This is a genomic window from Pseudoalteromonas sp. T1lg65 (genome assembly GCF_051930985.1).
Taxonomy (GTDB): domain Bacteria; phylum Pseudomonadota; class Gammaproteobacteria; order Enterobacterales; family Alteromonadaceae; genus Pseudoalteromonas.
The window spans coordinates 1,577,430-1,601,324 of the sequence record NZ_CP196837.1; the positions used below are offsets into that span (position 1 = coordinate 1,577,430).

Consider the following 23,895-nt stretch of genomic DNA (forward strand, 5'->3'; position numbering starts at 1 on the left):
AAATTTGCAAAGAGCAGCGTTTTTTAGCGCTGCTTTTTTTATATCTTTCGTCCTCAGTAATGTAAACCTAGTATTTCTCTCCTTTCTTTTATTGCTCTATTAATAGCATTTTTTCAATTTTAACTATACTTGTGTTGCTGTACTTGATAATCAAGCAATTGGGATGAATCATATGAAGACAAAAATTGTTTTAGGTTGCGCCTTGTGTTTGGCAAGTATTACCAGCCATGCTGAGGTTAACATATCAGGGTTTGCGAGCATTAATGCAGGTAAGGTACTCAGTGGTACTGGTGTTCCACAATTTGGTATCACCGAACCGACATTTCTCGCCGACTATCCTATCGTAAGTGTTTATGATGAAGACGTGTCATTTGACCCAGAAACGCTTATGGGGCTACAAATCACGGCGGGCCTGTCTGATGGATTGAGCGTAACGGGTCAAATAGTTGCGCGTGGGGCTAAGGATTTTGACGCAGAATTTGAATGGGCTTACGTAAGCTACGAGCTCAATGAAAACTGGACTGTGCAAGCTGGTAAGAAACGTTTACCGCTGTTCTACTACTCAGACTTTTATGATGTCGGATATGCTTATGTTTGGATGAGGGCGCCGGCTGACAATTACACCTGGCAGATTTTCAACTACAACGGTATCAATCTGTTATACAGCGGAAGTGTAGGGGATTGGGCATTAAGTGGAAATATATACACCGGTAAAGAGGAAGATGAGGAAAACAAGTTACTGAGTGACTTCTTCTTTCAAGAACCGACTAAAGAAATTTGGGAAGATATTTTTGGTGGGGTTATTCAAGCGAGTAATGATTGGTTGGAAATTCGACTAACGCATATGCAATATACCAATCGTCGTTTCCGTTCGGGTGAGGTTGTTGTTTGGGATGATGCAACTGGTAGCACCGAGCGAGACGGAAAGTTTTATGGCTTGGCTGTAAATGCTGATTGGGGCAACGTGTTTATTTTGTCAGAGTTGAACAGGTTAGATTTAGGTGGTGATCTAGACACAAAAATGATCACGTTAGGGTATAGATTTGACAATGTAACACCTTACGTTTCTTATGCTGAATTCGAAAGTGAAGCTGATGATGGCGAAGAACACAATACTACTTCGATAGGTGTTCGTTGGGATTTTCACTCATCAGCGGCATTTAAAGTACAGTTTGACAAAGTTAAAGACAAATCTTTTGGCGAAGCTGTTGCGGGTGATAGTGAGTCAATCACAATCGGTATTGATATGGTCTTTTAAGGGGCAGCATTATGAAAAAGTTAATTCTTTGCGCATGTTTCGCTACTTCATTTGGTGCTTCAGCTGTCGATGTGATTGTGAATCCTGCCAACGGTAGTGCACTAGATGAAAACGAAATACGTCAAATATTTATTGGTAAATCGAAATCCTTTTCAGATGGAACAAAAGCATTGCCAATCACTCAAATGGAAGGAAGTGCTGTAACGGAAGAGTTTAACCAGAAGGTGTTAAACAAGTCAGCGAGTCAATTAAAAGCTTATTGGTCTAAATTGGTGTTCACTGGCAAAGGCACTCCACCAAAAGAAGCAAATAATGACGCAGAAGTGATCAAGTTGGTTGCGAGTAATCCAAATCTGATTGGCTTTGTCACTTCAGGTGCTGCTGACGGCAGCGTAAAAGTGGTTAAATCCTTTTAGAATATAACAGCAATTTATACGAAGGGGGTTAGCGGTACTAGCTTAGCCCCTTTTTTGTTAAATACGGTTGTTAATTATCGCTAAGGTTAATTTGTCACTCAGCGCTTTGGCTGTTTTTTCCACCGCGTTTTTGTGCGCGATATTCTCATAGCTTGAAGCTGCTTTAATTTGTGCAGATAGGTGTAACTTTTCTTGGTTTTTTTCCAATACGGTTAAACTAGAGTCAGCAAATATATAGTGTGTACCTTCTTTACTAACTTTGTCCATATTAACTTCAAAGCTTAATTTAAAATCAGCATCTTCAGTACTGACTATGGATAACCCTTGACGTGACAAGGACTGAGCTAGTTGGTGTCTAATTGATTCCTGGTCCCAATGAGTAGTTTCAATATTGAAGGTCAAAGAAGCTAAAAAGTCTCCAATTTCGCGATTTTTTGCCAGGACTTTGTTTGGTAACGCGAGGCTGCCACCTCCAAGCTGTTTATGATACTCATTGAGTCGGCTGCGCTTTGCAAGCAATGTTTTAGCTTGCATAGCTTGATGCAGTAACGCTGATTTAGAGTTTGCATTTAGTTCATATTTCGATAACTGCTCGTCTAAGTTGTTTATTTCCAACTCGGTATGCATTAAAGCCTCAGTGCGATTAAAAGATGCAAGTGCATAAGCATGCTTTTGATCTTGGCTTATATATTCTTCTTCAATTTTAACGCCTTGAAGCTTGATTTTAGGCACCTTAGAATAAAGTATTTCGTCAACATTATAACTAAAAACATTGTTGTCTTTATTTTGTAATACGGTGGTTGAAGCCTCTATTTCTACGTTTAGTTGCTTTGCAATCGCTAACCTTGCTGATTCTTGCGCAGAAAGCTTTAATTGCTGGATATCTGACTGCTGACTTGCGACACCGACGCCATAAACTAAATAGCTTGATGTTGGAGGTGAAGTGAACCAGCTTGGTACTTGTTGTACCTCCACAGTTTCCTTTGCGGTGGTCTTACAGCCACCAAGAAAAGCACAGATAGCAAGCGGCAGCAATACAACCTTAGAGACTGTAGCTACCGTGTTCTTGCAACTTTTGAATTTTCTTCTGTCCATTCCACACCTCGCGGTTAGTTGTCATATCGATTAAGTGTAAATCCACTTGATAAAAGGTGGCGCGCTTATCACCTTGTTCATCCACAAATGAGTTGATGGCACCGGAAAGTGCATAATCGGCACCTTGCTCTTGCCCCATCTCATTCCTTGTTTCTAGACTTGAATTAAGCTCTTGGTCTTTGCGTTCTTCTCTGATTTCTTGTCTTACCAAACTATTCGCAACAAAATCTGCTTGGCCGCTACGTAAGATGGCGCGTTTAAGATCGTTTAGGAAGGTGTCTACAGCGATGTGCTGGTGAGATTTATTGCGCACAGATTGAATAATGATAGCTGGTCTATTTGCTTCTCGACTCATGTGGTCTCTAACCCATGGGAAAGTTAACATATCGTTTACCATCGCTTCAGCAACCAACTGCGAGTCTTTGGCATTCCATTTATCAGACAGAGCGATCTCCTGATCGGCATCAATTCTTTGCACCTTGGTTGTTGAGGAACAACCTGAAATCACAAGACCTGATACCAAAAGTAATGGCATGAGCGTGATTGCTGAATTGTTTCTATTCATAGAGCTACCCCTAATTCATTGTAAGTACGAGTGCTGAAACACTTGCACCTTGGTTTAAAAAAGATCTCACATGCATCAAAGCTGTGGTGCTGTGAGATGGATTAACAAACTGGTGCATAATTTTGCCTGCAAACTTACAGCCGCTAACCCAAATTAACAGTGAAAATGCTTTATCATTTAGACCGATAGTGAAGGTTTGTTCAATCAGGAGCTTAGTGTCTTCGAAACTTGCATTGTCCTGTCTATCGTCATGTTGAAGATGAGAGTGTATGCCCATCTCAGAGTGGAAGAATAGTTTGTCTGTGTTTAATTGATTGTAACTCGACTCACTTTTTTTAGTGGCAGAACCAGCACCATTAATAGTTGAATAGCCAATAACGCTTTTGTTTATGGGCTTGGTCATATCGCAGGTGCTAAGAAAAAGTAAAGAAATAACAAAAAATAGCTTATACACTTGCAACAAATTGATGACTTTTTGAAAGTTAGACATCTAGCCCGAAAAATAATCCATTGAATATGTTTATAAATTAAATACTGCGATGGAATAAGGAAAGCGTAAAATTGTTAAAAATCGTTTTTACAATTTATTACTGTAACTATCACTCTTTTTTGTTAAGTTTTAAAGTGTAGAAATAAGGGAACGAAAGGAACCCAAATTATGAAGATGAAGCAAGTAGTTTTTTCAGCCGCGATAGTCAGTATTCTGTCAGCGTGTAGCTCCACTCAAGATGATGCAGCATCAAGTCCGCGTGTTAATATTCCTGAATGGGTACTCAACCCAACCATTGAAGATGGCATTGCCGCTGCAGATTGCGTAAGTTATTCGGGTAATATTTCGATTGACCAAAAAATGGCGGTTGCAAATGCGCGTCTAGCATTAGCTCAACAAATTGAAACGCGTATTGAAGGGTTAGACAAAACTTTCTCTAACAGAACCGACGCAAACGATGAGACCACTGTAGGGGGAACATTTAGCTCAGTTTCGAAGCAATTAACAAAGCAGTCTTTAAGTGGTTCTCGAGTACTAAAAGCTGATGTTGTCGATATCTCTAATAAAGATTATTTTTGCGCTTTAGTAACATTGTCGCCTGAGCAAACCAAAGAGTTATTTAAAGATCTTGTAAAAGAAAGTAAGCGCTCGATTGATCCACAAGATGAAAAGTTTTTGTATCAAGAGTTCAAAGCGTTTAAAGCTGAACAAGATTTAGAAAAAGAAATCGCTAGGTTAACAAACTAGTTTTTTGCTCGGTTCCCTTACTAAGGAATTGCATTATTATGAGGCTAAAACTTTCACTGCTTTGTTCAGCGTTATTGGTCCATACATCTGCTGTAGCGAGTCAGGCTGAGCTATTTGAGTCACTCTCTAAAGCGATGTCTTCATGGCAGGCAGAAGAGAATAACGAGGCTCATTTAGATGAGTTTGAACGATTCAAATCTGAACACAGAAAAGCTTTTGCCGCGTATCTAGAGCAGCACTTCGCAGAATATGACGCTTTTAGAGCCAAAGTAATTCAACAGTGGGGTGATATAAAGACGTCATCTAATGCTGAATTTGTGGCGTACTCAGACGATTTTGCAGCTCGAGTCGCACTGGATTTTGCAGCAAATGCTGTAACCATCAGTATCCGCCACGAAGCAGAACAACCAATCTCGGAACAACAGATACAAAATCGCTACAAAGCGTTTTTACTAACAAATAGTTCTGTAGTGAAGGCGTTTGAAAACGGCTCTGAGCTCCCTAAGATTGCGGTTAAAGATAAGGCTGTAACACGTACGATTACCAATAACCAAAGAGCCAAAGCGATAGCAGCAGCAAAAAAACAAGTTGAGCAGCAAACCGAGCAGCAGCTAAAAGTGCTAGAAATAAACACTGACAACGCTATTCTTGATGGTGGTGAAGCAGAGCATGTAGTAAATGACACGGTTGAGCAAAAGAAGACTATCCTCAAGCTTAAAAATGACCGGATTAAAAATCTATTAGCAACTGCACAGAACTTAGTGAAGGAAGATCCACCAGATACCACCGTTGTCACTGAAGTTGTTATCTCACTGCCAAAAGGCAATATAGCCTCAAAGCGTGCAGCAAGATATCTAACCCAAGTTCAATCGCAAAGTGAACGTTTTGAACTACCAGCCAGTTTAGTTCTAGCCGTAATGCACACAGAGAGCCATTTTAACCCCATGGCTAAATCCCATATTCCAGCGTACGGATTAATGCAAATTGTGCCAACTAGCGCAGGTGTAGATGTTAATCGTTATTTATACAATTTGGACGAGCCAATGTCTGCTCCATATCTTTATGTAAGCGATAACAATATCGAAGCGGGAAGTGCATATTTACATATACTCAACAGCCGCTACTTGAGAAACATTGAAAACCCGACAAGCAGGAAATATTGTATGATTGCGGCTTACAATACTGGGGCTGGTAATGTTGCTCGGGTATTTAATGATGATAACTCTCGCTCTATCCTTAAAGCGTCGAAAGTTATCAACACCTTATCACCGCAAAATGTGCTGGCTGCGCTAGAAGCTGGGCTGCCTTATGACGAAACAAAGCATTATCTGCAAAAGGTGTTAGCGAGAGAATCACTTTACACTGAAAACAACATATCAGAAGCTTCTAAATAAATATTAGCCACTATTTTGATTTGAGAAGATCTGTTGAAAAGCTTCAGTGAGATTTGGGTACCTAAACCGATAACCGGAATCGAGTAATTTTTCAGGGATCACTTGTTGTCCATAGAGTAGTAAATCTGCCATCTCTCCAAACATTAGTTTGAGCACTGGCCCAGGAGTGGTGATAAAAGCAGGTCTTGATATTGCATTCGCTAGTGCTATCGAAAAGGTGCCGTTTGATACCGGCTCTGGCGCGGTCGCATTAACTGGTCCATCAATTTCACGATGTCTTAGGATAAACAATATCAACTGCACCATATCGTCTAAATGCACCCAAGACATAATCTGCTTACCGGATCCGATAGGCCCACCTAAACCGCATTTAAATGGCGGTAACATCCGCTTCAGCGCTCCACCATCCTTTGCTAAAACGATCCCCGTTCGAAGCAAACAGACTCTGGTCTGCTCGGAGCGAGCTGATTCGGCCATCTGTTCCCACTGTTTACATACATCATGGGAGAATTCAGGATGGCACTGCGTGAAGCGTTCAGTAATTTGAGTTTCTGGAAGTTGCCTGCCGTAATAACCAATCGCACTTCCAGAAATCAAAGTATGAGGGGGTGTTTCTGATTCAATGATTTTTTTACATATTTGTTGTGTTAGCTCCAAACGGCTATTGATAATTTTCTGTTTTTTATTTTTAGTCCACCTACCTTCAGCAATGGGCTCACCAGCTAAATTAATGATGGCATCAAGTTCATTAAAATTCACTTTATTAAGACAAGAAACAGGTTCGATTCCTTTTGGTAGGGTACTTAAAGCTTTAGTGATATTTCGAGTAAGTGCAATAACACTATGCTTATGAGCAAGATATTGACTTAATCGTTTCCCTATTAATCCGGTTGCACCTGTGATGAGAATTCTCATTAAAATGGTTTCCAATTCACTGAAAGAAGATGTTTACGTATACACGCTGAGTGAGATCACACATTTTCATTATAGAAGCTTTGTTTTAGAATAAGCAAAAAGCGAGAAGGAAAGTAACGTGTCGTCTTTAAATGGGATCAATAAAACCTTAGTGGTACTTGCTGCTTTATTTGTCGTGCTGGGTGGAATTAAGCTGGCATCAGATATTGTTGTGCCCTTTATTTTAGCTGCATTTATCGCCATTATTTGCAATCCAGCGTTGCGATTTTTAGCGCGATTTAAAATTCCCAAAGGGGTAGCCATTGTTATTATAATCGCACTGGTTGTGCTGATAGGTGCCAGTGTGGGCGGGTTAGTTGGTCAATCAATTAATGATTTTTCGCAGCAACTACCGGAATATAAAGAGGCACTCCAAGAAAAGTTCGTTTGGTTAGTAAATACGGCCGCGAATTACAATATTATTCTCGACAAACAGCAGGTAATTAGCATGCTGGACCCAAATCGTCTAATTAATGTTGCGACAAATACCTTGACTAGTCTTGGTGGTGTGATGGCGAATGGTTTCTTAATTCTTCTTATTGTTGTGTTTATGCTGTTTGAAGCGCCGATGATCAGTGACAAGGTGCATCTTGCACTAGATGATCCGGAAATGAAAATGAAGCAAATCGACCGGTTTCTAGAGTCGATAAATAACTATCTAGCGATTAAAACAGTGGTTTCTTTAGGAACGGGCCTCGTTATTGCCGTGTTTTTATGGGCGTTGAATATCGACTACTTTATTTTATGGGGAGTGGTAGCCTTCTTCCTTAATTATATTCCCAATATCGGTTCTATAATTGCAGCAGTACCACCAGTATTACTTGCACTTATCACTCATGGACCCATAGTAAGTGGTGTTGTAGTGATTGGTTACGTCAGCGTAAACACCATTATGGGAAACATAATTGAACCCAAATACATGGGCAGAGGGTTGGGCTTGTCTGCATTGGTGGTGTTTCTTTCGCTGATATTTTGGGGATGGCTGTTGGGTACAGTCGGTATGTTGTTGTCAGTGCCACTTACCATGGTTGCCAAAATTGCGTTAGAGAATAGTGATGATGGTAAATGGTTGGCAACGTTGCTCGGTTCGCAACAAGAAAAAATAGCGCAAGAGTAGAGTAATAGGGTAGAGAGGCTCTACCCAAAACTGCCTTGTTTGATTTCCAAGATGTGCTGCTTTATGAATCGAATTTTACATTCTTTGTATGCTGTGGCAGCTTTCGTTGAATTTGGCATAATCAGCAAATACCGCCATCGACAACTGTCTTCCATATATTCAGCTTGGTTTTTGAGTGCGCGTTCGATGATAGGAAGCAGGGCAGTGTTACCACTTTCTTGCTGGTAAGTTTTAGTATCGAGTATGAGCTTGTTAATCCAAGCTTGTCTATTTCTTTCCAGCGTATCAATGTTTTCATCTAAACACATGATGAAGCGTTTAGCTTTGTCTGGTCTATTTGACTCCGGTGGTTGGCAGTCTTTTAACGTCACATCGGGAATTTCGATTTTGGCGTTGGCAAGACTCGCCGTAAGTAAAAGGCAAGCGTGTGAAGCAAGCTTAAATGTTTTATTCATGATTAAACTCTATTGTGAACTTTGCGCCACCATGTTTGGATGTCCCTATATCTATAAGGCCATGGTAAGACTTAACTAAATCGGCAACGATTGCCATCCCTACGCCATGTCCTGCTTCGTAAGTATCTAGGCGAGTACCTCGAGTAAGCAACTCTGTTCGACTAGCTTCTGGGACTCCGGGGCCATCGTCTTCGACTTCGATAGTAATTTGTTTTTTACTAGCTGATGTGACTGTTATATCGACCATATGATCACAGGCTTTACATGCATTATCAATAATGTTGCCAAGAATTTCCATCAGGTCGGTTTTATCTCCAAGAAAAGCGACGTCATCTGGACACGTTTTCGAAAATTGAATGTGTTTTTCGACGTAGACTTTACTCATCGCATTGAGAATTGAATCGAGCGTTGGCTTGATCACAGTCTGCTTTTTCCAAGTATCGGATGCACCAGTTGCGGCTCGTTTGAGTTGATGTTCAATCATGACATTAATACGGTCTAGTTGTTCCTGAACATCTTCATCTTTTGCCATTGGGCTCGATTTAATCACCGCTAACGGTGTTTTTAGGGCGTGGGCGAGATCACTCAGTGAAGCCCTATATCTTTCTTTTTGTCGTTTTTGAGACTCAAGTAGCAAATTGAGATCTGATTTAATTGTCAGTAACTCCACTGGGTATAAACCGGTTATCTGTTCTCGTTCGCCAGCTTCAATTTGCTTAATTTCTTTGTCTAAGCGTTGTAATGGTCGAGCATTCCAAACAAATCCAAAAGCCATTAACAGCGCAATAATAATCCCCATACCCAGCATCCAATTGACAAGGGTTTTACGAAACCCCGACATCAACTCAACCAGAGCATCATTTTTTTTCAACAAAACAAATCTTGCCTGCTGTGAGTGCTGTGCATTTCCCAAGATCACAGTCAAACTCAGTTGCCAATATAATTCGTTATTATACTCGACTCGAATAAACTCTGAGGCGCCTGTTTGAGTGTCTGAAAAAGAAGGATCAATAGAGAGGTTTACAGCTGACTCAGAATACCAGACTAGAGAATCGTTTTGGTACACAAGTGCGAATGTATCAGAGTTCAATCTGTTCAGCTCAGGCGCAAGGATACTGCGTGGCATTTCAATGCCATCTGATACAAATTCGACCTCAGAAATTAGAGAGTAAAGATGAGCTTCAAGCGTTTTTTCAGTAGCATCAACCAAAGATGCATAATACGCTTTACCAACTGAAAAGAAGAGCGCTGGCAGCGCTATTATAAGCACAAAGACAAGGATAAATCCTTGTCTTATTTTTAAAGATATTTGGGCTCTGTTTACCACTGAGATTTAAACCTGTAACCACGACCTCTTAGAGTTTCAACAGGGTTAAGTGTGCCTTCAGGGTCAAGCTTTTTACGCAACCGCAAAACAAAAACTTCGATAACATTCGAATCTAAATCAAAGTCTTGATCATATATATGTTCAGTTAATTCTGATTTAGAAATAACCTTTTGTGGGTTCACCATTAGGTACTCAAGTACTTTGTATTCATATGCAGTCAAAGAGAGCTCCCGCTCCTCGACCCAGACTTGCTGAGAACGAGTGTGGATCTTAATTGGTCCAATACAAATTTCCGGATTAGCTTGCCCAGCACTGCGTCTGATTAACGCATTGCAGCGTGCACTGAGTTCTTCAACATGGAATGGTTTGGTAAGGTAATCATCAGCGCCCGCATCAAGTCCTTCCACTTTGTCTTGCCAACGATCACGTGCTGTTAAAATTAGAATAGGAATTGAGACGCCGTTGGATCTGGCTCGTTTAATAATTTCAATCCCGTCCAGTTTGGGTAAGCCCAAATCTATCACCGCTAGATCGAGAGGATACTCTTCAAGATGAAAAAGGCCAGACTCACCGTCGTGGCAAATATCTACACTATATTTTTCTTTTTCCAGTGCACTACGCAAATTATCTGCCAGTTGCAAGTCATCTTCGATTACAAGAATTCTCATTAATTAGTCCTTCTCCACTTTGCCTGTTTTTTTGTTTACTTTTAAATCAATTACACGACCGTCGGATTGTAGAATCCTAATGATAAAGTTCTCGCCTTGCTCAGATATTTTTAATGTTTTTCCGGAATACTTATCTAAAGCCAAAGCGACAGCTTCTTTTTTAGAGATAGTTTGTTCCTTTTTGGGGTTACTGGCGTCAGCTCCACTGACTGCAAAAACTAAAACTAGTGCAGGCAGGGTAAGTAGCAATCGCATTATTAACTCCGAAATATGTAGTTGATTAAAAGTAGACGTTATTCATTGTTACAGGCAAAGGTAACGAGATTGTAATTAACCTTTGCTGAATTTTACGGTAGAACCAGCTTGTATGGTTTCACTACACTCTGGGCATAAACGCCGGCATTAATATACGGATCATCGTTCGCCCATGCTTGAGCTGCCTCTAAATTTTCAAATTCTGCAATGACTAAAGAACCAGTGAACCCAGACTCACCCGGATCATTAGAATCAACGGCTGGCAAAGGTCCAGCTGCGAAAAGCCTGTTTTGCTCTTTTAGCTGTTGCAATCTTGCCAGATGATCAGGTCTAGCTGCCAAGCGCTTTTGTAAGGAATTTTCCACGTCGGTTGAGTAAATCATGTAAAGCATTTCAGATCCTGCTCTGTTAATTGAAACTTAGTACGATTACTTAAGGTCTGTTATTCTAGGGTGTTTTTCTTTTAGGGCCAATAGGCACAACCATGATAAATGGAGTTATGTGCAAAAGTAAATGTACAGTAAGTTAGTGGAGTTTACCCCTTTAAGCTTGAAATATAGTTGAATTGGCTGGTAGAGTCCTTCGGGTATTTGAAAATAATAATAAGGTTGTCTGCAATATGAGTGCAAACCGAGAGCATTTTAGCTCACGACTTGGTTTTATTTTAGCCGCGGCAGGTTCCGCTGTGGGTATCGGTAATTTGGTCGGATTTCCTGTTTCTGCCACTAAAAATGGTGGTGGAGCCTTTTTGATAGTCTATGCGCTATTTGTTGCATTTATCTGCTTGCCAGTCATGATGGCGGAAATGGCTTTAGGTCGAAAAGCGCAAAAAGACCCGTACGGGGCATACAAAACGCTTTCTAACAGCGACAAAAAGTGGTCAATTGCGGGATTTTTGGCGGTGTTAACGCCGTTTATGATCGTTGTTTTTTACATGGTAATTACCGTTTGGATATTTGGTTTTCTAGCACAAGCTGTAACAGGTAACTTGGACTTGCTTGCGTCAGCTGGTTATTTCGGCGTGTTCATTAACGATAAATCGGTATTTATCTACATGATTGTTGTTGCTGCGATTGTAAATCTGATTCTGGTTGGTGGTGTAAAAGAAGGTATCGAAAAAGCGGCTAAGTTCCTGATGCCCGCTTTATTCATTATGTTGGTGGCCCTTGTAGCCTATGTACTGACTCTTGATAATGCAATGGCAGGCGTTCGCTACTATCTAGTGCCTGATTTCTCGAAGATGAACGCGAGTGTGCTTAACGGTGCCTTGTCACAAGCTTTTTTCTCGCTTTCATTAGGTATGGGTATCTTGATCACCTATGCGTCTTATTTAAGCAATAAAGATGATATCGTTGGCAGCTCGAAAATGGTCGCTATCATGGACTCTTTGGTGGCGTTTATCGCGGGTCTGATGGTATTACCAGCTATCTTTAGCTTCAATCCAAATACTGATCCAAAAGAGCTCTCTGACTCATCGGTATCGATGATATTCGATTATTTACCAAAGCTTTTATTGGCATTACAAGATGACATAGGTTATGTGGGCGCATCGATTGTGGCGTCTTTATTCTTCTTGCTAGTATTCTTTGCCGCGATTACTTCACTGGTCTCAATTGTAGAGGTACCAACGGCTGCATTGATGGATGAAAAGTGCATCTCTCGCAAGAAAGCACTAATTGTATTGGCACTCACAACGGGATTACTTACCATCTTATCGACAATGTCGTTTGGTATGATTGATTGGTTAACGAGCTTTATCAATTATGGTGGTGGGTCAAAGAGCTTTTTTGATTTGGTGTATGACGTCTTTTATGACACGATCTTGCCATTGAACGGTCTGTTACTTTGCTTATTTGTGACTTACCGCTGGAAAAAGTCTGGCTTAAGTGAAGAACTAGCGCAAGGCTCTGAAGGCTATTTAGGTAGCGCAATGGAGAAGTATGTAAACTTCTCATTATCAACCTTTATCCCTCTAATTCTTGCGGTGATATTCATTAACACCGTAACGACTAAATACTTCGCGTTTAGTATCTTGGGGATTTAGTCAATAAGGGCCGAGTTAATCGGCCCTTTTAAAATGTCACACCTGAATCCAAATAATGTCCAATCCCCACGGTAAACATCCAAAGTCCCCAAAGACTGTGTTCTAACACACAAACTGCGAGCGAACGGCTGTGTGCATAAGTGTACGCAAACAACAAGCCACCAATAAAGGACAACGCAATTGCGACCCAATTGTCGTAAACACAATGCGCGAGTGCAAAAACCAAAGCGCTAAGAATAACCCGATAATTTTTACTGGGTAAAATCCGTTTATAGCGATGGAAAAAGTAGCTTCTGAATATCAGTTCTTGTGGTAAAACCGACAAAACCGGATAAGCAATAAGTAGAGTTAACCAGTCTAGAGGGGAGTCTAGCGGCAATCGAAACCAGTTTCCTTGACTAACGAGACCATAAAACATTGCTGAAAACATAGCTCCAGCGAAAAAGGTAGTAAAAAGCCGCCGTTTCACCAAGGAGAACTGACCAAGGCTGGTAAGGCGAAAGCGTTTAAAATGTGGATCAGTGAGTAATAAATGGGTACATACTGCGGTTAAAATAATAAGCGCAGGGAACAACCAGTTGCTTAAATAACTGCGAAACTGATAGGCGACAACTGGAAGTACAATGAAAATAAAGACTAGTTCACACCACCGATATTGGCTTGCATTCAAGCTGCTATTTCCTCAAACAGAATCGTTGAGATAAATATAGCAGCTTAAATGAAATTGGTAGCTAAGTTAGCTTTGGGCTTCGTCTTCTGGAAAGTATTTATGAACCTTGAATAAGGTATATATGATGGCGAGAAATGTGATGGTAATAAAACCAAAGACTTTGAAATTCACCCAAAAGTCTAAGGAAAAATTGTAGGCGATATATAAGTTCAGTCCTGAGATAAAAAATAACAATCCAGCCCAGAATAAGTTGAGTTGATCACAATCTTTTTCAGGTAACTCGATTGCCAACTCAGCGTTTTCTTTCTCGGCGACCTGTTTTAGTACGCCCTCCAATGCGCTTTTCACTAAGTTCTTATTGAAAAAATACCTAGACACCAATAGTGCAGCGCCAGTTAATCCGTAGACAATGGTTGCTTTCCACATAATGTAATGCTCATCTTGAAAGGCAATGGTTAAGCCACCGAGCACAACGGCGACTGCAAAGAACACCCAGTGACGTCTTGATACCTTTTTATGTTTGATATATTGGTGGGTCATTTGGATAAGTGATGCCAAAATAAGTACACCAGTCGCCCAAAAAATATCAGCAAATTTATATACTGCAAAAAATAGGATGAGGGGTAAATACTCTATTATTGCTGTCATATTTCTTCCAAAAATGAATTGTTTAACGGTTTTTACCAACTTATGACGTTAACATCAATGTTGACTTTTTCATACGGACCACTTAGCCTGCGGCGCTTTGAAATATGCCCAAAGGTAACAGCATGAATAAAAGCCAGTTAATTACACGAATAGCAGAAAATAGTGGATTAACCAAAAAAGATACCCAAGCGGCACTCAATAGTATACTCAAACTGACACAAAAGCGCCTGTCTGAGGGGGATCCGGTGCAGATAAGCGGTTTAGGTACTTTTACGTTGAGTTATCATCCTCCTAAGCAGGGGCGTAACCCACAAACGGGTGAAACGATTACAATAGAAGGTCAAAACAAAGTGTTGTTTAAGCCAGCAAAAGCGCTGAAAGATTCGCTACACGACTAGTCAAACCAATTGTTCATTTGATTAAATTGAAGCGAGAGCCTATCAATAAGAAAGGCTTTCTCGCTTTATGACACTCATTGATGTACGTTACAGGTGGTCAGTTATTTTTGCGTTGCCGCTTTCATTTGCTCAACAAACTGCTTCAAAGCGCTGAGCATTGTTGGCTTGTCGTTAATGTGCTGCTCAATAATTTTGACGACAGCAGAACCACTGATCGCGCCCGCTGCACCGGAAGCGATAGCCGATTTTACATGTTCAGGTGTCGAGATCCCAAAGCCAAGAATTGGAGGTGCTGCATGATACTCAAGCAGCTTAGTGATCATTTCCTCTGCAGGCATTTGTGCACTCGTTTCTGTGCCAGTTACTCCAGAACGAGAGAGTAAATACGTGTAGCCCCGACCTCGGCTTGCACACTCACGTAACGTGTCGTCATCTGCGTTAGGTGTGGCAATAAAAATTGGCGCAATTTGCTGTGCCATTGCAGACTGTCTGAATCGCTTTGACTCATGTAATGGGACGTCCGCAACTAACACGGAATCTACACCAGCAGCGCTAGCTTGCCGATAGAACGTATCAATGCCTTTCGCAAATATCAGGTTTGAGTAAATCAGCAAACCAATAGGAATATTCTGATCATATTCACGAATTGCTGCGATGATCTCAAAACAATCCTGTGTATTAACGTTATTGGCCAATGCACGAATATTGGCCGCTTGGATCACTGGACCATCAGCGACAGGATCTGAAAATGGAATACCGAGCTCAAGTGCGTCAGCACCACCATCAATCAGGCTTTTTATGATTTCGATGCTGGTGGCTTTATCGGGATCACCAATCGTCACAAATGGTACAAAGGCACCTTGTTGTGCATCATTTAATCTGGTGAACATATTGTCATATCGTTTCATGCCTGACCTCGCTCTGAAAGAATGCTGTGAACGTGGGCTAAATCTTTATCCCCTCGGCCACTTAAATTAACCACTAAAATGGTCTCTTGCTGTTGCTGCTCTGCGTATTTTAAAGCATAAGCCAATGCATGACTTGATTCTAATGCGGGAATGATCCCTTCATTTTTAGCCAAAGCTTGGAAGGCATCAAGTGCTTCGTCATCGGTAATACCCTCGTATTGCGCGCGGCCAGTTTCATGTAAGTAGGCATGCTGTGGACCAACGGCAGGATAGTCCAAGCCAGCAGAAACCGAGTAAGACTCTTCTATTTGACCATCTTCGGTCTGCATGATGTACGTGTAAGCACCATGCAGAATACCTTTGGTACCGCGACAGAGAGTGGCACCATGGTGATGAGTGTCAAGCCCTTTGCCGGCTGGCTCGACCCCAATCAGTTTAACATTTGGTTCATTGATAAAGTCGGTAAACATACCAATCGCATTTGAGCCGCCGCCGACACAAGCAATGACGGCATCAGGAAGGCGGCCTTCAGCTTTTAGTATTTGTTGCTTAGCTTCTTCACCAATCATTTTTTGATATTCGCGCACTAAGGTTGGGAATGGGTGAGGTCCGGCGGCTGTTCCAAGCAAGTAATGCGCTGTTTTATAATTTGCAGACCAGTCGCGTAATGCTTCGTTAACTGCATCCTTTAAGGTACCAGATCCAGCTGTAACAGGGATAACTTCGGCACCCATTAAGCGCATTCTAAAAACATTTGGTTGTTGGCGTTCTACATCTTTTGCTCCCATGTAGACGCGACATTTTAATCCAAGCAGTGAGCAGGCGAGGGCTGTTGCAACACCATGTTGACCAGCACCGGTTTCTGCTATCACTTCTTTTTTCCCCATGCGTTTAGTCAGCAGTGCTTGTCCCAAAACTTGGTTAGTTTTGTGTGCTCCACCATGTAACAGATCTTCACGCTTTAAGTACAACTTTACCTTAGGGTTTTTGACTAAGTTTCGCGTGAGCGTTAACGGCGTTGGGCGACCCGCAAAGTTATTCAAAAGTTGTTCAAACTCTTGCTGGAACTCTGGGTCACTTTGTGACTTTAAAAATTCCTGCTCAAGTTGTTTAAGCGCCGGTACTAGCAACTCAGGGACATACATGCCGCCAAAGTCGCCAAAGTAAGCTGAATTATTCATGTCCACCTCAATAATTACGAATGTGTGTAAATGCGCGAGAGAGTTTGTCTGCACATTTTTTGCCTGGCGCTAACTCTACGCCAGAATTTAAATCTAAACCTTGTGCCCCTTGTTTTAGGGCTTCAGACACGTTGTCAGGGGTCAAACCGCCGGCAAGCATGTATGTCGTCTTGCAGCTTTTCAGTAAGTCCCAATTAAATGCTATTCCGGTACCACCAGTGCCCGATTTGGTTTTGGTATCATAAAGGTGCTTATCTACACCGAGCATAGGTGCTGGAAGGTGATCGCTAATGCCTTGCGCTTTCCAAATCTGGCATGTCACAGGCAAAAGTCGACGCAAAGACTCAATATACTGTTGGTTTTCATCTCCATGCAGCTGAACTGCGCTTAGTTTTAAGACTTGTGCGTACTCAGATACTTGTTCAATCGGTGCATTTACAAATACACCTACATATTTCAATGGTGCGCTATCGATGATTGCCTTAGCACAGTCAATATCTACATAGCGTGGAGAGTTGGGGTAAAAAATCAGTCCTCCGAAAATCGCTCCAGCTTGGTAAGCAGCCTCTGCATCTTGACTTCGTGTTAGCCCACAGACTTTATTTTCTCCCAATATTAATGCTCGACAGGCTACTTCTAAGTCACTCTGCGCCATAAGTGAGCTACCCACTAAAAAGCCATTGCAAATAGGAGCGAGGCGCTTAACGTCTTGATGCGTGTAAATACCTGACTCAGAAATCACCACACGGTCGTTAGGTATCAATTTGCGTAGTCTTTCTGTGGTGGCGAGATCTGTACTTAAGTCTCGCAAATTACGATTATTGATCCCGATAATATCAGCATTTAACGCAAGTGCCCGTTCAACTTCAGGCTCGTTACTGACTTCGGTCAATATCGCCATATTCAACGATTTTGCTAGTGAAGCAAGCTTTAGATACTGTTGGTCATCTAGCACAGAGAGCATTAATAAAATAGCATCACCACCGTGCTTTCTTGCCAAGTAAACTTGGTATTCATCAATAAAAAAGTCTTTACAGATCAGCGGCTGTTCAACTTTGCTTCGTACGTAACTAAGATATTCATAGCTACCTTGAAAATGCTTTTCATCGGTTAATACACTGATACAAGTTGCATATTTGGAATACACTTTAGTGATTTCATCTAAGTTGAAACTTGCTCTTATCAATCCTTTGGAAGGCGATGCTTTTTTACATTCCAAAATGTATTGTGTACCAGGTGCCGCTAATGCTGCGTAGAAATCGCGTGTAGAAGGTGTAATTTCATTAATAAAACTTTGTAAAGGCTGAGCCTGCTTACGCTGCTCTATTTCAAGAACCTTATCGGCGACAATTTTTTCAAGTACATTAGCCATTACTAATCTCCACAATTTGCGCCAAAGTATTCATTGCTTGTTTGTTAGCGAGTACGTCAAGAACCTGTTGAGTGGCGGCCTTCAGGTTTGGGGCTTTGTCCGAAAGCACCAGTAGTGCAGCAACGTTGGCTGCAATCGCGGCATTATGCGCAGCTTGTCCTTCACCATTTAAAATCGCTAAGCTTGCTCTGGCGTTGTATTGTGGGGTATCCCCAGCGATTGATTCAAGTGAATAGTTTTCTAGTCCAAAGTCTTGCGGGGTTAATTCGTAGTCGGTAACTACACCATTATTTACCTCTGAGACCAGAGTCGGCCCGTGTAACGCAATTTCATCTGTGCCACTGCCATGTACTACCATGGCACGTCGAGTCCCCAGTTTTGCTAGAGTTTCTGCCATTGGCCGAACCAAGCTCGGGTCATACACACCGAGTAGTTGCAACTGCGGCTTAGCTGGATTCGCCAGTGGACCTAAGACGTTAAAAATGGTTCTGGTTTTTAATGCCGTTCTTACAGGCATCGCATGCTTAACACCTTGGTGATAGTGCGGTGCAAACAAAAATGTAAATCCTGACTTAGCGAGGCAGTTTGAGGCTTTTTCTGGTGTCATATCAATATTGATCCCCAGCGCGGTAAGTAGATCTGATGACCCTGATTTGCTGCTGACACTGCGATTACCATGCTTCGTCATGTTGATACCACAAGCTGCGGCAACTATTGCCGCCGTGGTGCTTACATTAATTGTGTTAGTACCATCGCCACCGGTACCACAGCTATCCGCTGTCACTAAGTTTTGGTTATCAAATAGTACCGCATGATCGCGCATAGCTTGCGCTGCGCCAGCGATTTCTTGCGTCGTTTCACCTTTGAATTTTAATGCTATTAACGCCGCAGTTAGTTCGACTTCGCTTAATTTGCCTTGCATTATGCTATTGAATAGCTGATTACTTTCTTCAAATGTTAAGTCTTGCTGTGTTAGTAAAGTGTGTAACGTATCCATGCTTTTTGCTCCTATGCGCAGAGGTAGTCGATGCTTTGCTTAAGCAATTGTGCACCGTTAGGCGTTAAAATAGACTCAGGATGAAATTGATACCCGATCACTTTATCTATTGGGTGATAGATGGCCATGGGTATTGTTTGGTAATTGGCTATCACGGTTAAACAGTCTGGTACTTTGGTTGCCATCAGTGAATGATATCTAGCAACCGGAAAACGTTCGCCCAAACCATTGAAGATGGGATGTGGTTGTGCGTCAATGATTGAGGATTTACCGTGTACAGTTTCGCCCGCGCGGCCAATTTCTCCGCCATAGCTTTGGGTCAAAGCTTGTTGACCTAAACAAATACCCAGCATTGGAAATTTGCCTTTGCAACGTTCGATAAGCTCCAATAAACAACCCGCCTCAGAAGGAGAGCCAGGTCCGGGCGAAAGCACCAAAATAACAGGTTCAGATTCCGCACACATCTTGTCGTAAATAGCTTTGGCGCTGATGTGATTGCGATAAATCACCATCTCCATTCCTAACAGACTGAGCTCATCGACTAAGTTGTAGCTAAAAGAGTCAAAATTATCTAAAAAGTACACTTTACTCATATGTTTGACTCCTGGTAAGTAGATTGTACAGCTTTGATCACGGCCATGGCTTTCGCTTTGGTTTCGTTAGCTTCGCTTTGGGGATCTGAGTCATACACGACACCTGCGCCAGCTTGTACATAGGCGATTTGGTTTTTTACAAATGCAGAGCGGATTACAATACAGGTGTCCATGGCTCCGTTACCGAGCAAATATCCAACAGCTCCTCCGTAACTTCCTCGACGTTGTTGCTCTGTATGGCGCACGAGTTCTGCTGCTTTCACCTTAGGTGCACCAACTAAAGTGCCCATATTCATACAAGCTTGGTAAGCATGAAGGGCATCTAGATCGGGTTTTAGCTGTCCAACGACTCTAGAAACTAAGTGCATTACTTGCGAATAGCGGTCAACTTTAAGCAGCTCTTTTACGTGGCGAGTGCCTGCAACGCTAATTCGTGCCACGTCGTTTCTGGCTAAGTCGACCAACATCAGGTGCTCGGCACGCTCTTTTTTATCGTCTCGAAGTTCCAGTTCAATACGACTGTCTAAATCAGGGTTAATTTGTCCATCAGCGAAGCGTCCACGTGGGCGCGTGCCCGCAATCGGATACACCTCAACTTGATTAGTCTGTTCACAGTACTTCAATGCAGACTCAGGGGAAGCACCAAATAATTCGAATTGTTCATCCTTCATAAAAAACATATAAGGACTCGGATTTTGCTCTTTTAATTGCTGATAAGCTGCGAGCGAATTGTGGCAGGGCAATGAGAAAGTACGAGAAGGGACTACCTGAAAAATATCACCGTTTACGATGTTTTCTTTTAATTGGATGACATGTTGGCAGTATTGCTCGTCAGAGATGTTAACTTGGACTGTTGGTTTACCGCTGAGTTTTTCGAGGTTAAAAGGCTGGATGGTGTCACATTGTAGGTTGAGTGCTTCAAGTTGCCGGCCAATTTCAAAACAGTTAGCGTGTACGTCTGGGCCATTAAACACATTGCCGATGAGCTCGGTTGTTTTGCGTTGGTGGTCGATGACGACCAAGGTTTCAGCAAGGTAAAACACGTAGTCAGGGCAATCATTTTCACCATTGGGCACATTCGGTAGGTGCTCAAAATTGGCAACCATATCATAGGCAAACACTCCGCCAAGAAATACCGAAAATGGCGTGTCTGAGTTACGTTTGATTTGATCGACACAAGTCCGTAATGCACTAAATGCGTTGTCGGCTTTAAGTTTGCTGTACTCATCGATATCGTTTGCAACATCATGATATGTGATGGTGAGTACCGCATTGTCTAGATGTGTTTCACAATTAAGCAACTTACTCTGTAGATATGGTAGAAGTTGTGCGCCGTTGTTAGACAACGCACGAGCAATCACCTGTGAACCATTACATTCGAACCTGATAGCAGCGTCGACCAAAATTAAGCTTTTGACATTATCTTTTGACTCAATTTCCGCTGATTCAAGTAGCAGAGAATTGTTTTTATTTAATCCGGCATATAAAGACAGTGGACTAGCAATGTAATCGCGCTGCTGCCTGATGCTGGTGACCTCACCTGGTGTGGTCGTTATGTGACTGAAAATCAAACCTCATTCCCCTAATTTTCAATTAAATAAGTATAAAAAAACCCCCGCAAGTATTGACTGTGCGGGGGTTTATTGTTTAGGCACAACAATACCGTCCCGCTAGGGCATCCACCACCACCAAATTGTGTTTACTGATTGATTGTTGTACATAATTTGCCTTTAAAAAGTTATAAAAAAACCCGCGTTGTAGCGCGGGTTTAAAAATCGTAGATATAACGAAAAACACCCGCTTTAGTTCGAGTGCCACCACCAAATGTTTTTTTGTGTTTGTTTGTTCATTTGTGAATATTTCGTTATGTATCTAATGTGTACACAGTAAACCCTATATTCAGTCCAAGTGTCAAGGGCAAACCAAAAAAATAACTTAAGGTTCTGAGTATTAAACAGTGTTATACTTAAAACAGCTTAAATTCATAGAGATAGATAATACATTTTGATTAAGTACGACCTACATAGCCATACCACTTTTTCCGATGGCCGTTTGAGTGTCAGCGAGTTGCTAGAGCGGGCGACGGAAAAAGCCGTAGATATTCTTGCGATTACCGATCACGATACAGTCGATGCGTTACCTGTCGCTGAGCAATATATCAAAGATCAAAATTTATCGCTGAACCTAATAAATGGGGTAGAAATCTCTACCCGCTGGGAAAGCTTTGAAATCCATATTGTTGGGTTGAATATTGATATCGAAAACGAAGTTTTGACGCAGTTATTAAACGAGCAACAACAAAAGCGGGAAGCACGAGCCAAAGAAATTGGCGCGAGGCTGGCGAAAAGCGGCTATGAAGGTATATACGAAGAAGCCAAACAGCTAGCGGACACCGCACAAATCACGCGTGCACACTTTGCACAAGCGTTGGTGAACCGAGGCGTTGCCAAAAATATGCAAAATATCTTTAAAAAGTATCTTGCGCGAGGAAAAACTGGTTATGTACCGAGCAATTGGTGCGATATTGAAACCGCAGTAAAAGCCATTAATGCCGCTGGTGGAGTAAGTGTTTTAGCTCATCCGGCAAGATATAAGATGTCTAACAAGTGGCTGCGAAAGTTACTAGGATTTTTTAAAACGGTTGGTGGAGAGGCGATGGAAGTTGCACAGCCTCAACAACCACCAAGCGAAAGACAATTTTTGGGGCAACTGAGCAGGGAATTTGACCTGCTAGCAAGTCAGGGGTCAGACTTTCACTTTCCAATGCCATGGGTCGATTTAGGTCGTAACCTTTATTTACCCAAAGATTGCCAAGGTGTTTGGCAGCATTGGGGAGGCCAAGAGGAATAATAACTATGAGCCAGTTTTTTCACATTCATCCTGAAAACCCACAGTCAAGACTTGTTAAACAAGCCGTTGAAATTATTGAACAAGGTGGAGTAGTGGTCTTCCCAACTGATTCCGGTTATGCCATCGGTTGTGCGTTGGGAAACAAACAAGCAAAAGAACGTATTGAACGTATCCGTGGTATCGAAAAACATCATAACTTTACACTGATATGTCGTGATTTATCAGAATTATCGACCTATGCTCGTGTCGATAATCAGCTCTTTAGAATGATCAAAAACAACACTCCAGGGCCTTATACCTTTATTTTTAAAGGCACAAAGGAAGTGCCCCGCAGATTACTGAACGAGAAGAAAAAAACCATTGGTATGCGAGTCACCGACAACCCAATCGCCAGTGCTCTGCTGGAAGAGTTAGGTGAACCGCTAATGTCGTGTTCTTTGATTTTGCCCGGTGAGCAATTTACCGAATCAGATCCTGATGAAATACGTATGCGATTGGAGAAGCAAGTCGATTTGATTATCCATGGCGGATATTTAATAGAGCAGGCAACGACAGTCATTGATCTTTCTGAAGGTGAAGTTGAGATACTGCGTCGTGGTTGTGGTGACACGACGCCATTCGAATAACCATGAACGAAGCCGCCCAGCAAAAACTCCCGCTGGCTTTTTTAAACGGTGAAGCCGTCGTTGAAAAGCCAGAAGACTTGTATATCCCACCAGATGCACTTGAGGTGATCCTTGATACTTTTGAAGGACCGCTTGACCTATTGTTGTATCTGATAAAACGTCATAAGTTGGACATTCTCGAGTTACCTATTTTGAGTATCACACAACAATATGTTCAATACGTTGAAATGATGAAAGATATGCAGCTAGAGCTTGCTGGTGAATATTTGGTGATGGCAGCGCTATTGGCACAAATAAAGTCACGTTTGCTGCTGCCCAAGCATGAAGAGCTTGAAGAAGAGGAAGATCCAAGAGCAGAACTCGTTCGCCGACTAAAAGAATATGAACAGTTTAAGCAAGCTGCTGAAAACATGGATCAAATTCCACGCGTAGATCGCGATATATTTATTGCGCAGGCGTTGGTTGATAACAGTGCCGAACCTGAACCGTTATTTCCTAATATTGAGTTAAAAGAACTAATACTGGCACTATCTGATGTTATGGCTCGTGCTAAAACCTTTGAACATCATCATATTTCAGCGGAAGCTTTGTCGACTAGAGAGCGCATGAGCTTTATTCTACAAAAGTTGAAAGACAGTCAAAAGCAGTTGTTGTTGCAAGACTTCTTTACTGTAGACGAGGGAAGAAGTGGTGTTGTTGTTACATTTATTGCAATGTTAGAGCTTATAAAAGAGCAGCTTATTGATTGTATTCAGGCTGCGCCTGCGAGCCAGATATACTTGCGTCTACAATGTGATGATGGGTTAGCTTGATGTCAGTATTATTAACTTCTAAGCTCTGCTATACTCCAGCCTTTTAATCCACTAG

27 protein-coding genes are annotated in these 23,895 nt (G+C 41.8%); 10 read left to right on the forward strand and 17 right to left on the reverse strand.

Annotated elements, in window-relative coordinates; all coding sequences use genetic code 11:
* Positions 1–172: 172 nt before the first annotated feature.
* Both ACSLBF_RS06770 and ACSLBF_RS06775 read left to right on the forward strand, forming a co-directional pair.
* Positions 173–1,258: a porin gene (locus tag ACSLBF_RS06770; protein WP_440055845.1), complete on the forward strand. Its 1,086-nt coding sequence runs from the start codon at positions 173–175 to the stop codon at positions 1,256–1,258.
* An 11-nt stretch (positions 1,259–1,269) separates the two neighbouring features.
* Positions 1,270–1,674: a phosphate ABC transporter substrate-binding protein gene (locus ACSLBF_RS06775; RefSeq protein ID WP_440055846.1), complete on the forward strand. Its 405-nt coding sequence runs from the start codon at positions 1,270–1,272 to the stop codon at positions 1,672–1,674.
* A 57-nt stretch (positions 1,675–1,731) separates the two neighbouring features.
* On the opposite strand, the gene ACSLBF_RS06780 is transcribed toward ACSLBF_RS06775, so the two are convergent.
* From ACSLBF_RS06780 to ACSLBF_RS06790, 3 genes are read right to left on the reverse strand one after another with little or no spacing between them, the layout of a single operon-like run.
* Entirely contained in the window at positions 1,732–2,769 is a 1,038-nt protein-coding gene (locus ACSLBF_RS06780; protein WP_440055847.1) for a hypothetical protein, read from the reverse strand.
* Positions 2,717–3,334 (reverse strand): penicillin-binding protein activator LpoB, encoded by a 618-nt coding sequence (locus tag ACSLBF_RS06785; protein ID WP_440055848.1) that lies wholly within the window; start codon positions 3,332–3,334, stop codon positions 2,717–2,719. Before ACSLBF_RS06785 ends, ACSLBF_RS06780 begins: the two co-directional genes overlap by 53 nt.
* Positions 3,335–3,344: 10 nt before the next feature.
* A complete protein-coding gene (locus tag ACSLBF_RS06790; protein ID WP_440055849.1) occupies positions 3,345–3,737 on the reverse strand; it encodes a hypothetical protein in 393 nt (130 codons plus the stop codon).
* 255 nt (positions 3,738–3,992) lie between these two features.
* On the opposite strand from ACSLBF_RS06790, the gene ACSLBF_RS06795 reads away from it, so the two are divergent.
* Together ACSLBF_RS06795 and ACSLBF_RS06800 are read left to right on the forward strand one after the other, a co-directional pair.
* Positions 3,993–4,571 carry a hypothetical protein gene (locus tag ACSLBF_RS06795; protein ID WP_440055850.1) on the forward strand — a complete coding sequence of 193 codons (579 nt, stop codon included), beginning with the start codon at positions 3,993–3,995 and terminating at the stop codon, positions 4,569–4,571.
* A gap of 38 nt (positions 4,572–4,609) precedes the next feature.
* Positions 4,610–5,965, forward strand: coding sequence for a murein transglycosylase domain-containing protein (locus tag ACSLBF_RS06800; protein WP_440055851.1), 1,356 nt, complete (start codon positions 4,610–4,612; stop codon positions 5,963–5,965).
* A gap of 3 nt (positions 5,966–5,968) precedes the next feature.
* Here ACSLBF_RS06800 and ACSLBF_RS06805 read toward each other — a convergent pair whose 3' ends face one another.
* Positions 5,969–6,880, reverse strand: coding sequence for a TIGR01777 family oxidoreductase (locus ACSLBF_RS06805; protein ID WP_440056201.1), 912 nt, complete (start codon positions 6,878–6,880; stop codon positions 5,969–5,971).
* Between the two features lie 118 nt (positions 6,881–6,998).
* On the opposite strand from ACSLBF_RS06805, the gene ACSLBF_RS06810 reads away from it, so the two are divergent.
* Positions 6,999–8,036, forward strand: coding sequence for an AI-2E family transporter (locus tag ACSLBF_RS06810; protein ID WP_440055852.1), 1,038 nt, complete (start codon positions 6,999–7,001; stop codon positions 8,034–8,036).
* 20 nt (positions 8,037–8,056) lie between these two features.
* Here the strand turns inward: ACSLBF_RS06810 and ACSLBF_RS06815 are convergent, their stop codons facing one another.
* The 5 genes from ACSLBF_RS06815 to ACSLBF_RS06835 form a co-directional block, all read right to left on the reverse strand.
* Positions 8,057–8,491 (reverse strand): hypothetical protein, encoded by a 435-nt coding sequence (locus ACSLBF_RS06815; protein ID WP_440055853.1) that lies wholly within the window; start codon positions 8,489–8,491, stop codon positions 8,057–8,059.
* A complete protein-coding gene (locus ACSLBF_RS06820; protein ID WP_440055854.1) occupies positions 8,484–9,818 on the reverse strand; it encodes an ATP-binding protein in 1,335 nt (444 codons plus the stop codon). The genes ACSLBF_RS06815 and ACSLBF_RS06820 overlap by 8 nt, the downstream gene beginning before the upstream one ends.
* On the reverse strand, positions 9,812–10,486 hold the full coding sequence (locus ACSLBF_RS06825; protein ID WP_440055855.1) for a response regulator transcription factor: 675 nt from the start codon (positions 10,484–10,486) through the stop codon (positions 9,812–9,814). Before ACSLBF_RS06825 ends, ACSLBF_RS06820 begins: the two co-directional genes overlap by 7 nt.
* A gap of 3 nt (positions 10,487–10,489) precedes the next feature.
* A complete protein-coding gene (locus tag ACSLBF_RS06830) occupies positions 10,490–10,741 on the reverse strand; it encodes a PepSY domain-containing protein (protein WP_440055856.1) in 252 nt (83 codons plus the stop codon).
* Positions 10,742–10,833: 92 nt separating this feature from the next.
* Complete coding sequence (locus ACSLBF_RS06835) at positions 10,834–11,133, reverse strand: YciI family protein (protein WP_440055857.1); 300 nt, start codon at positions 11,131–11,133, stop codon at positions 10,834–10,836.
* Positions 11,134–11,360: 227 nt separating this feature from the next.
* On the opposite strand from ACSLBF_RS06835, the gene ACSLBF_RS06840 reads away from it, so the two are divergent.
* Positions 11,361–12,785, forward strand: a complete 1,425-nt coding sequence (locus ACSLBF_RS06840) for a sodium-dependent transporter (protein ID WP_440055858.1) — start codon at positions 11,361–11,363, stop codon at positions 12,783–12,785.
* 28 nt (positions 12,786–12,813) lie between these two features.
* Here ACSLBF_RS06840 and ACSLBF_RS06845 read toward each other — a convergent pair whose 3' ends face one another.
* Both ACSLBF_RS06845 and ACSLBF_RS06850 read right to left on the reverse strand, forming a co-directional pair.
* Positions 12,814–13,455 carry a lysostaphin resistance A-like protein gene (locus tag ACSLBF_RS06845; RefSeq protein ID WP_440055859.1) on the reverse strand — a complete coding sequence of 214 codons (642 nt, stop codon included), beginning with the start codon at positions 13,453–13,455 and terminating at the stop codon, positions 12,814–12,816.
* A gap of 66 nt (positions 13,456–13,521) precedes the next feature.
* Entirely contained in the window at positions 13,522–14,103 is a 582-nt protein-coding gene (locus ACSLBF_RS06850; protein WP_440055860.1) for an inner membrane-spanning protein YciB, read from the reverse strand.
* Positions 14,104–14,225: 122 nt separating this feature from the next.
* Here ACSLBF_RS06850 and ACSLBF_RS06855 point away from each other — a divergent pair, with 122 nt between their 5' ends.
* Positions 14,226–14,501: an HU family DNA-binding protein gene (locus ACSLBF_RS06855; RefSeq protein WP_440055861.1), complete on the forward strand. Its 276-nt coding sequence runs from the start codon at positions 14,226–14,228 to the stop codon at positions 14,499–14,501.
* 101 nt (positions 14,502–14,602) lie between these two features.
* Here ACSLBF_RS06855 and trpA read toward each other — a convergent pair whose 3' ends face one another.
* Genes trpA through ACSLBF_RS06885 form a run of 6 tightly spaced genes read right to left on the reverse strand, consistent with a single transcriptional unit; the run spans position 14,603 to position 21,123 of the window.
* The gene (gene trpA, locus ACSLBF_RS06860) at positions 14,603–15,409 is read right to left on the reverse strand and encodes a tryptophan synthase subunit alpha (protein ID WP_440055862.1); all 807 of its coding nucleotides are present in this window, start codon (positions 15,407–15,409) and stop codon (positions 14,603–14,605) included.
* Positions 15,406–16,590 (reverse strand): tryptophan synthase subunit beta, encoded by a 1,185-nt coding sequence (gene trpB / locus ACSLBF_RS06865; protein ID WP_440055863.1) that lies wholly within the window; start codon positions 16,588–16,590, stop codon positions 15,406–15,408. Before trpB ends, trpA begins: the two co-directional genes overlap by 4 nt.
* Positions 16,591–16,597: 7 nt before the next feature.
* Positions 16,598–17,962 (reverse strand): bifunctional indole-3-glycerol-phosphate synthase TrpC/phosphoribosylanthranilate isomerase TrpF, encoded by a 1,365-nt coding sequence (trpCF, locus tag ACSLBF_RS06870; RefSeq protein ID WP_440055864.1) that lies wholly within the window; start codon positions 17,960–17,962, stop codon positions 16,598–16,600.
* On the reverse strand, positions 17,955–18,959 hold the full coding sequence (gene trpD / locus ACSLBF_RS06875) for an anthranilate phosphoribosyltransferase (protein ID WP_440055865.1): 1,005 nt from the start codon (positions 18,957–18,959) through the stop codon (positions 17,955–17,957). Before trpD ends, trpCF begins: the two co-directional genes overlap by 8 nt.
* A gap of 11 nt (positions 18,960–18,970) precedes the next feature.
* Complete coding sequence (locus tag ACSLBF_RS06880) at positions 18,971–19,552, reverse strand: aminodeoxychorismate/anthranilate synthase component II (RefSeq protein ID WP_440055866.1); 582 nt, start codon at positions 19,550–19,552, stop codon at positions 18,971–18,973.
* Entirely contained in the window at positions 19,549–21,123 is a 1,575-nt protein-coding gene (locus ACSLBF_RS06885) for an anthranilate synthase component 1 (RefSeq protein WP_440055867.1), read from the reverse strand. Before ACSLBF_RS06885 ends, ACSLBF_RS06880 begins: the two co-directional genes overlap by 4 nt.
* Before the next feature lie 433 nt (positions 21,124–21,556).
* On the opposite strand from ACSLBF_RS06885, the gene rnm reads away from it, so the two are divergent.
* Genes rnm through ACSLBF_RS06900 form a run of 3 tightly spaced genes read left to right on the forward strand, consistent with a single transcriptional unit; the run spans position 21,557 to position 23,840 of the window.
* On the forward strand, positions 21,557–22,402 hold the full coding sequence (gene rnm, locus ACSLBF_RS06890; RefSeq protein WP_440055868.1) for an RNase RNM: 846 nt from the start codon (positions 21,557–21,559) through the stop codon (positions 22,400–22,402).
* A gap of 5 nt (positions 22,403–22,407) precedes the next feature.
* On the forward strand, positions 22,408–23,028 hold the full coding sequence (locus ACSLBF_RS06895; protein WP_440055869.1) for an L-threonylcarbamoyladenylate synthase: 621 nt from the start codon (positions 22,408–22,410) through the stop codon (positions 23,026–23,028).
* A gap of 2 nt (positions 23,029–23,030) precedes the next feature.
* Positions 23,031–23,840: a segregation and condensation protein A gene (locus ACSLBF_RS06900; protein ID WP_440055870.1), complete on the forward strand. Its 810-nt coding sequence runs from the start codon at positions 23,031–23,033 to the stop codon at positions 23,838–23,840.
* Positions 23,841–23,895 lie beyond the last annotated feature (55 nt).

Coding starts and splice junctions, on each gene's coding strand:
- ACSLBF_RS06770 (WP_440055845.1), top strand. CDS start 173: ATGAAGACAAAAATTGTTTTAGGTTGCGCCTTGTGTTTGGCAAGTATT.
- ACSLBF_RS06775 (WP_440055846.1), top strand. CDS start 1,270: ATGAAAAAGTTAATTCTTTGCGCATGTTTCGCTACTTCATTTGGTGCT.
- ACSLBF_RS06780 (WP_440055847.1), bottom strand. CDS start 2,769: ATGGACAGAAGAAAATTCAAAAGTTGCAAGAACACGGTAGCTACAGTC.
- ACSLBF_RS06785 (WP_440055848.1), bottom strand. CDS start 3,334: ATGAATAGAAACAATTCAGCAATCACGCTCATGCCATTACTTTTGGTA.
- ACSLBF_RS06790 (WP_440055849.1), bottom strand. CDS start 3,737: ATGACCAAGCCCATAAACAAAAGCGTTATTGGCTATTCAACTATTAAT.
- ACSLBF_RS06795 (WP_440055850.1), top strand. CDS start 3,993: ATGAAGATGAAGCAAGTAGTTTTTTCAGCCGCGATAGTCAGTATTCTG.
- ACSLBF_RS06800 (WP_440055851.1), top strand. CDS start 4,610: ATGAGGCTAAAACTTTCACTGCTTTGTTCAGCGTTATTGGTCCATACA.
- ACSLBF_RS06805 (WP_440056201.1), bottom strand. CDS start 6,880: ATGAGAATTCTCATCACAGGTGCAACCGGATTAATAGGGAAACGATTA.
- ACSLBF_RS06815 (WP_440055853.1), bottom strand. CDS start 8,491: ATGAATAAAACATTTAAGCTTGCTTCACACGCTTGCCTTTTACTTACG.
- ACSLBF_RS06825 (WP_440055855.1), bottom strand. CDS start 10,486: ATGAGAATTCTTGTAATCGAAGATGACTTGCAACTGGCAGATAATTTG.
- ACSLBF_RS06830 (WP_440055856.1), bottom strand. CDS start 10,741: ATGCGATTGCTACTTACCCTGCCTGCACTAGTTTTAGTTTTTGCAGTC.
- ACSLBF_RS06835 (WP_440055857.1), bottom strand. CDS start 11,133: ATGCTTTACATGATTTACTCAACCGACGTGGAAAATTCCTTACAAAAG.
- ACSLBF_RS06840 (WP_440055858.1), top strand. CDS start 11,361: ATGAGTGCAAACCGAGAGCATTTTAGCTCACGACTTGGTTTTATTTTA.
- ACSLBF_RS06850 (WP_440055860.1), bottom strand. CDS start 14,103: ATGACAGCAATAATAGAGTATTTACCCCTCATCCTATTTTTTGCAGTA.
- ACSLBF_RS06855 (WP_440055861.1), top strand. CDS start 14,226: ATGAATAAAAGCCAGTTAATTACACGAATAGCAGAAAATAGTGGATTA.
- trpA (WP_440055862.1), bottom strand. CDS start 15,409: ATGAAACGATATGACAATATGTTCACCAGATTAAATGATGCACAACAA.
- trpB (WP_440055863.1), bottom strand. CDS start 16,590: ATGAATAATTCAGCTTACTTTGGCGACTTTGGCGGCATGTATGTCCCT.
- trpCF (WP_440055864.1), bottom strand. CDS start 17,962: ATGGCTAATGTACTTGAAAAAATTGTCGCCGATAAGGTTCTTGAAATA.
- trpD (WP_440055865.1), bottom strand. CDS start 18,959: ATGGATACGTTACACACTTTACTAACACAGCAAGACTTAACATTTGAA.
- ACSLBF_RS06880 (WP_440055866.1), bottom strand. CDS start 19,552: ATGAGTAAAGTGTACTTTTTAGATAATTTTGACTCTTTTAGCTACAAC.
- ACSLBF_RS06895 (WP_440055869.1), top strand. CDS start 22,408: ATGAGCCAGTTTTTTCACATTCATCCTGAAAACCCACAGTCAAGACTT.
- ACSLBF_RS06900 (WP_440055870.1), top strand. CDS start 23,031: ATGAACGAAGCCGCCCAGCAAAAACTCCCGCTGGCTTTTTTAAACGGT.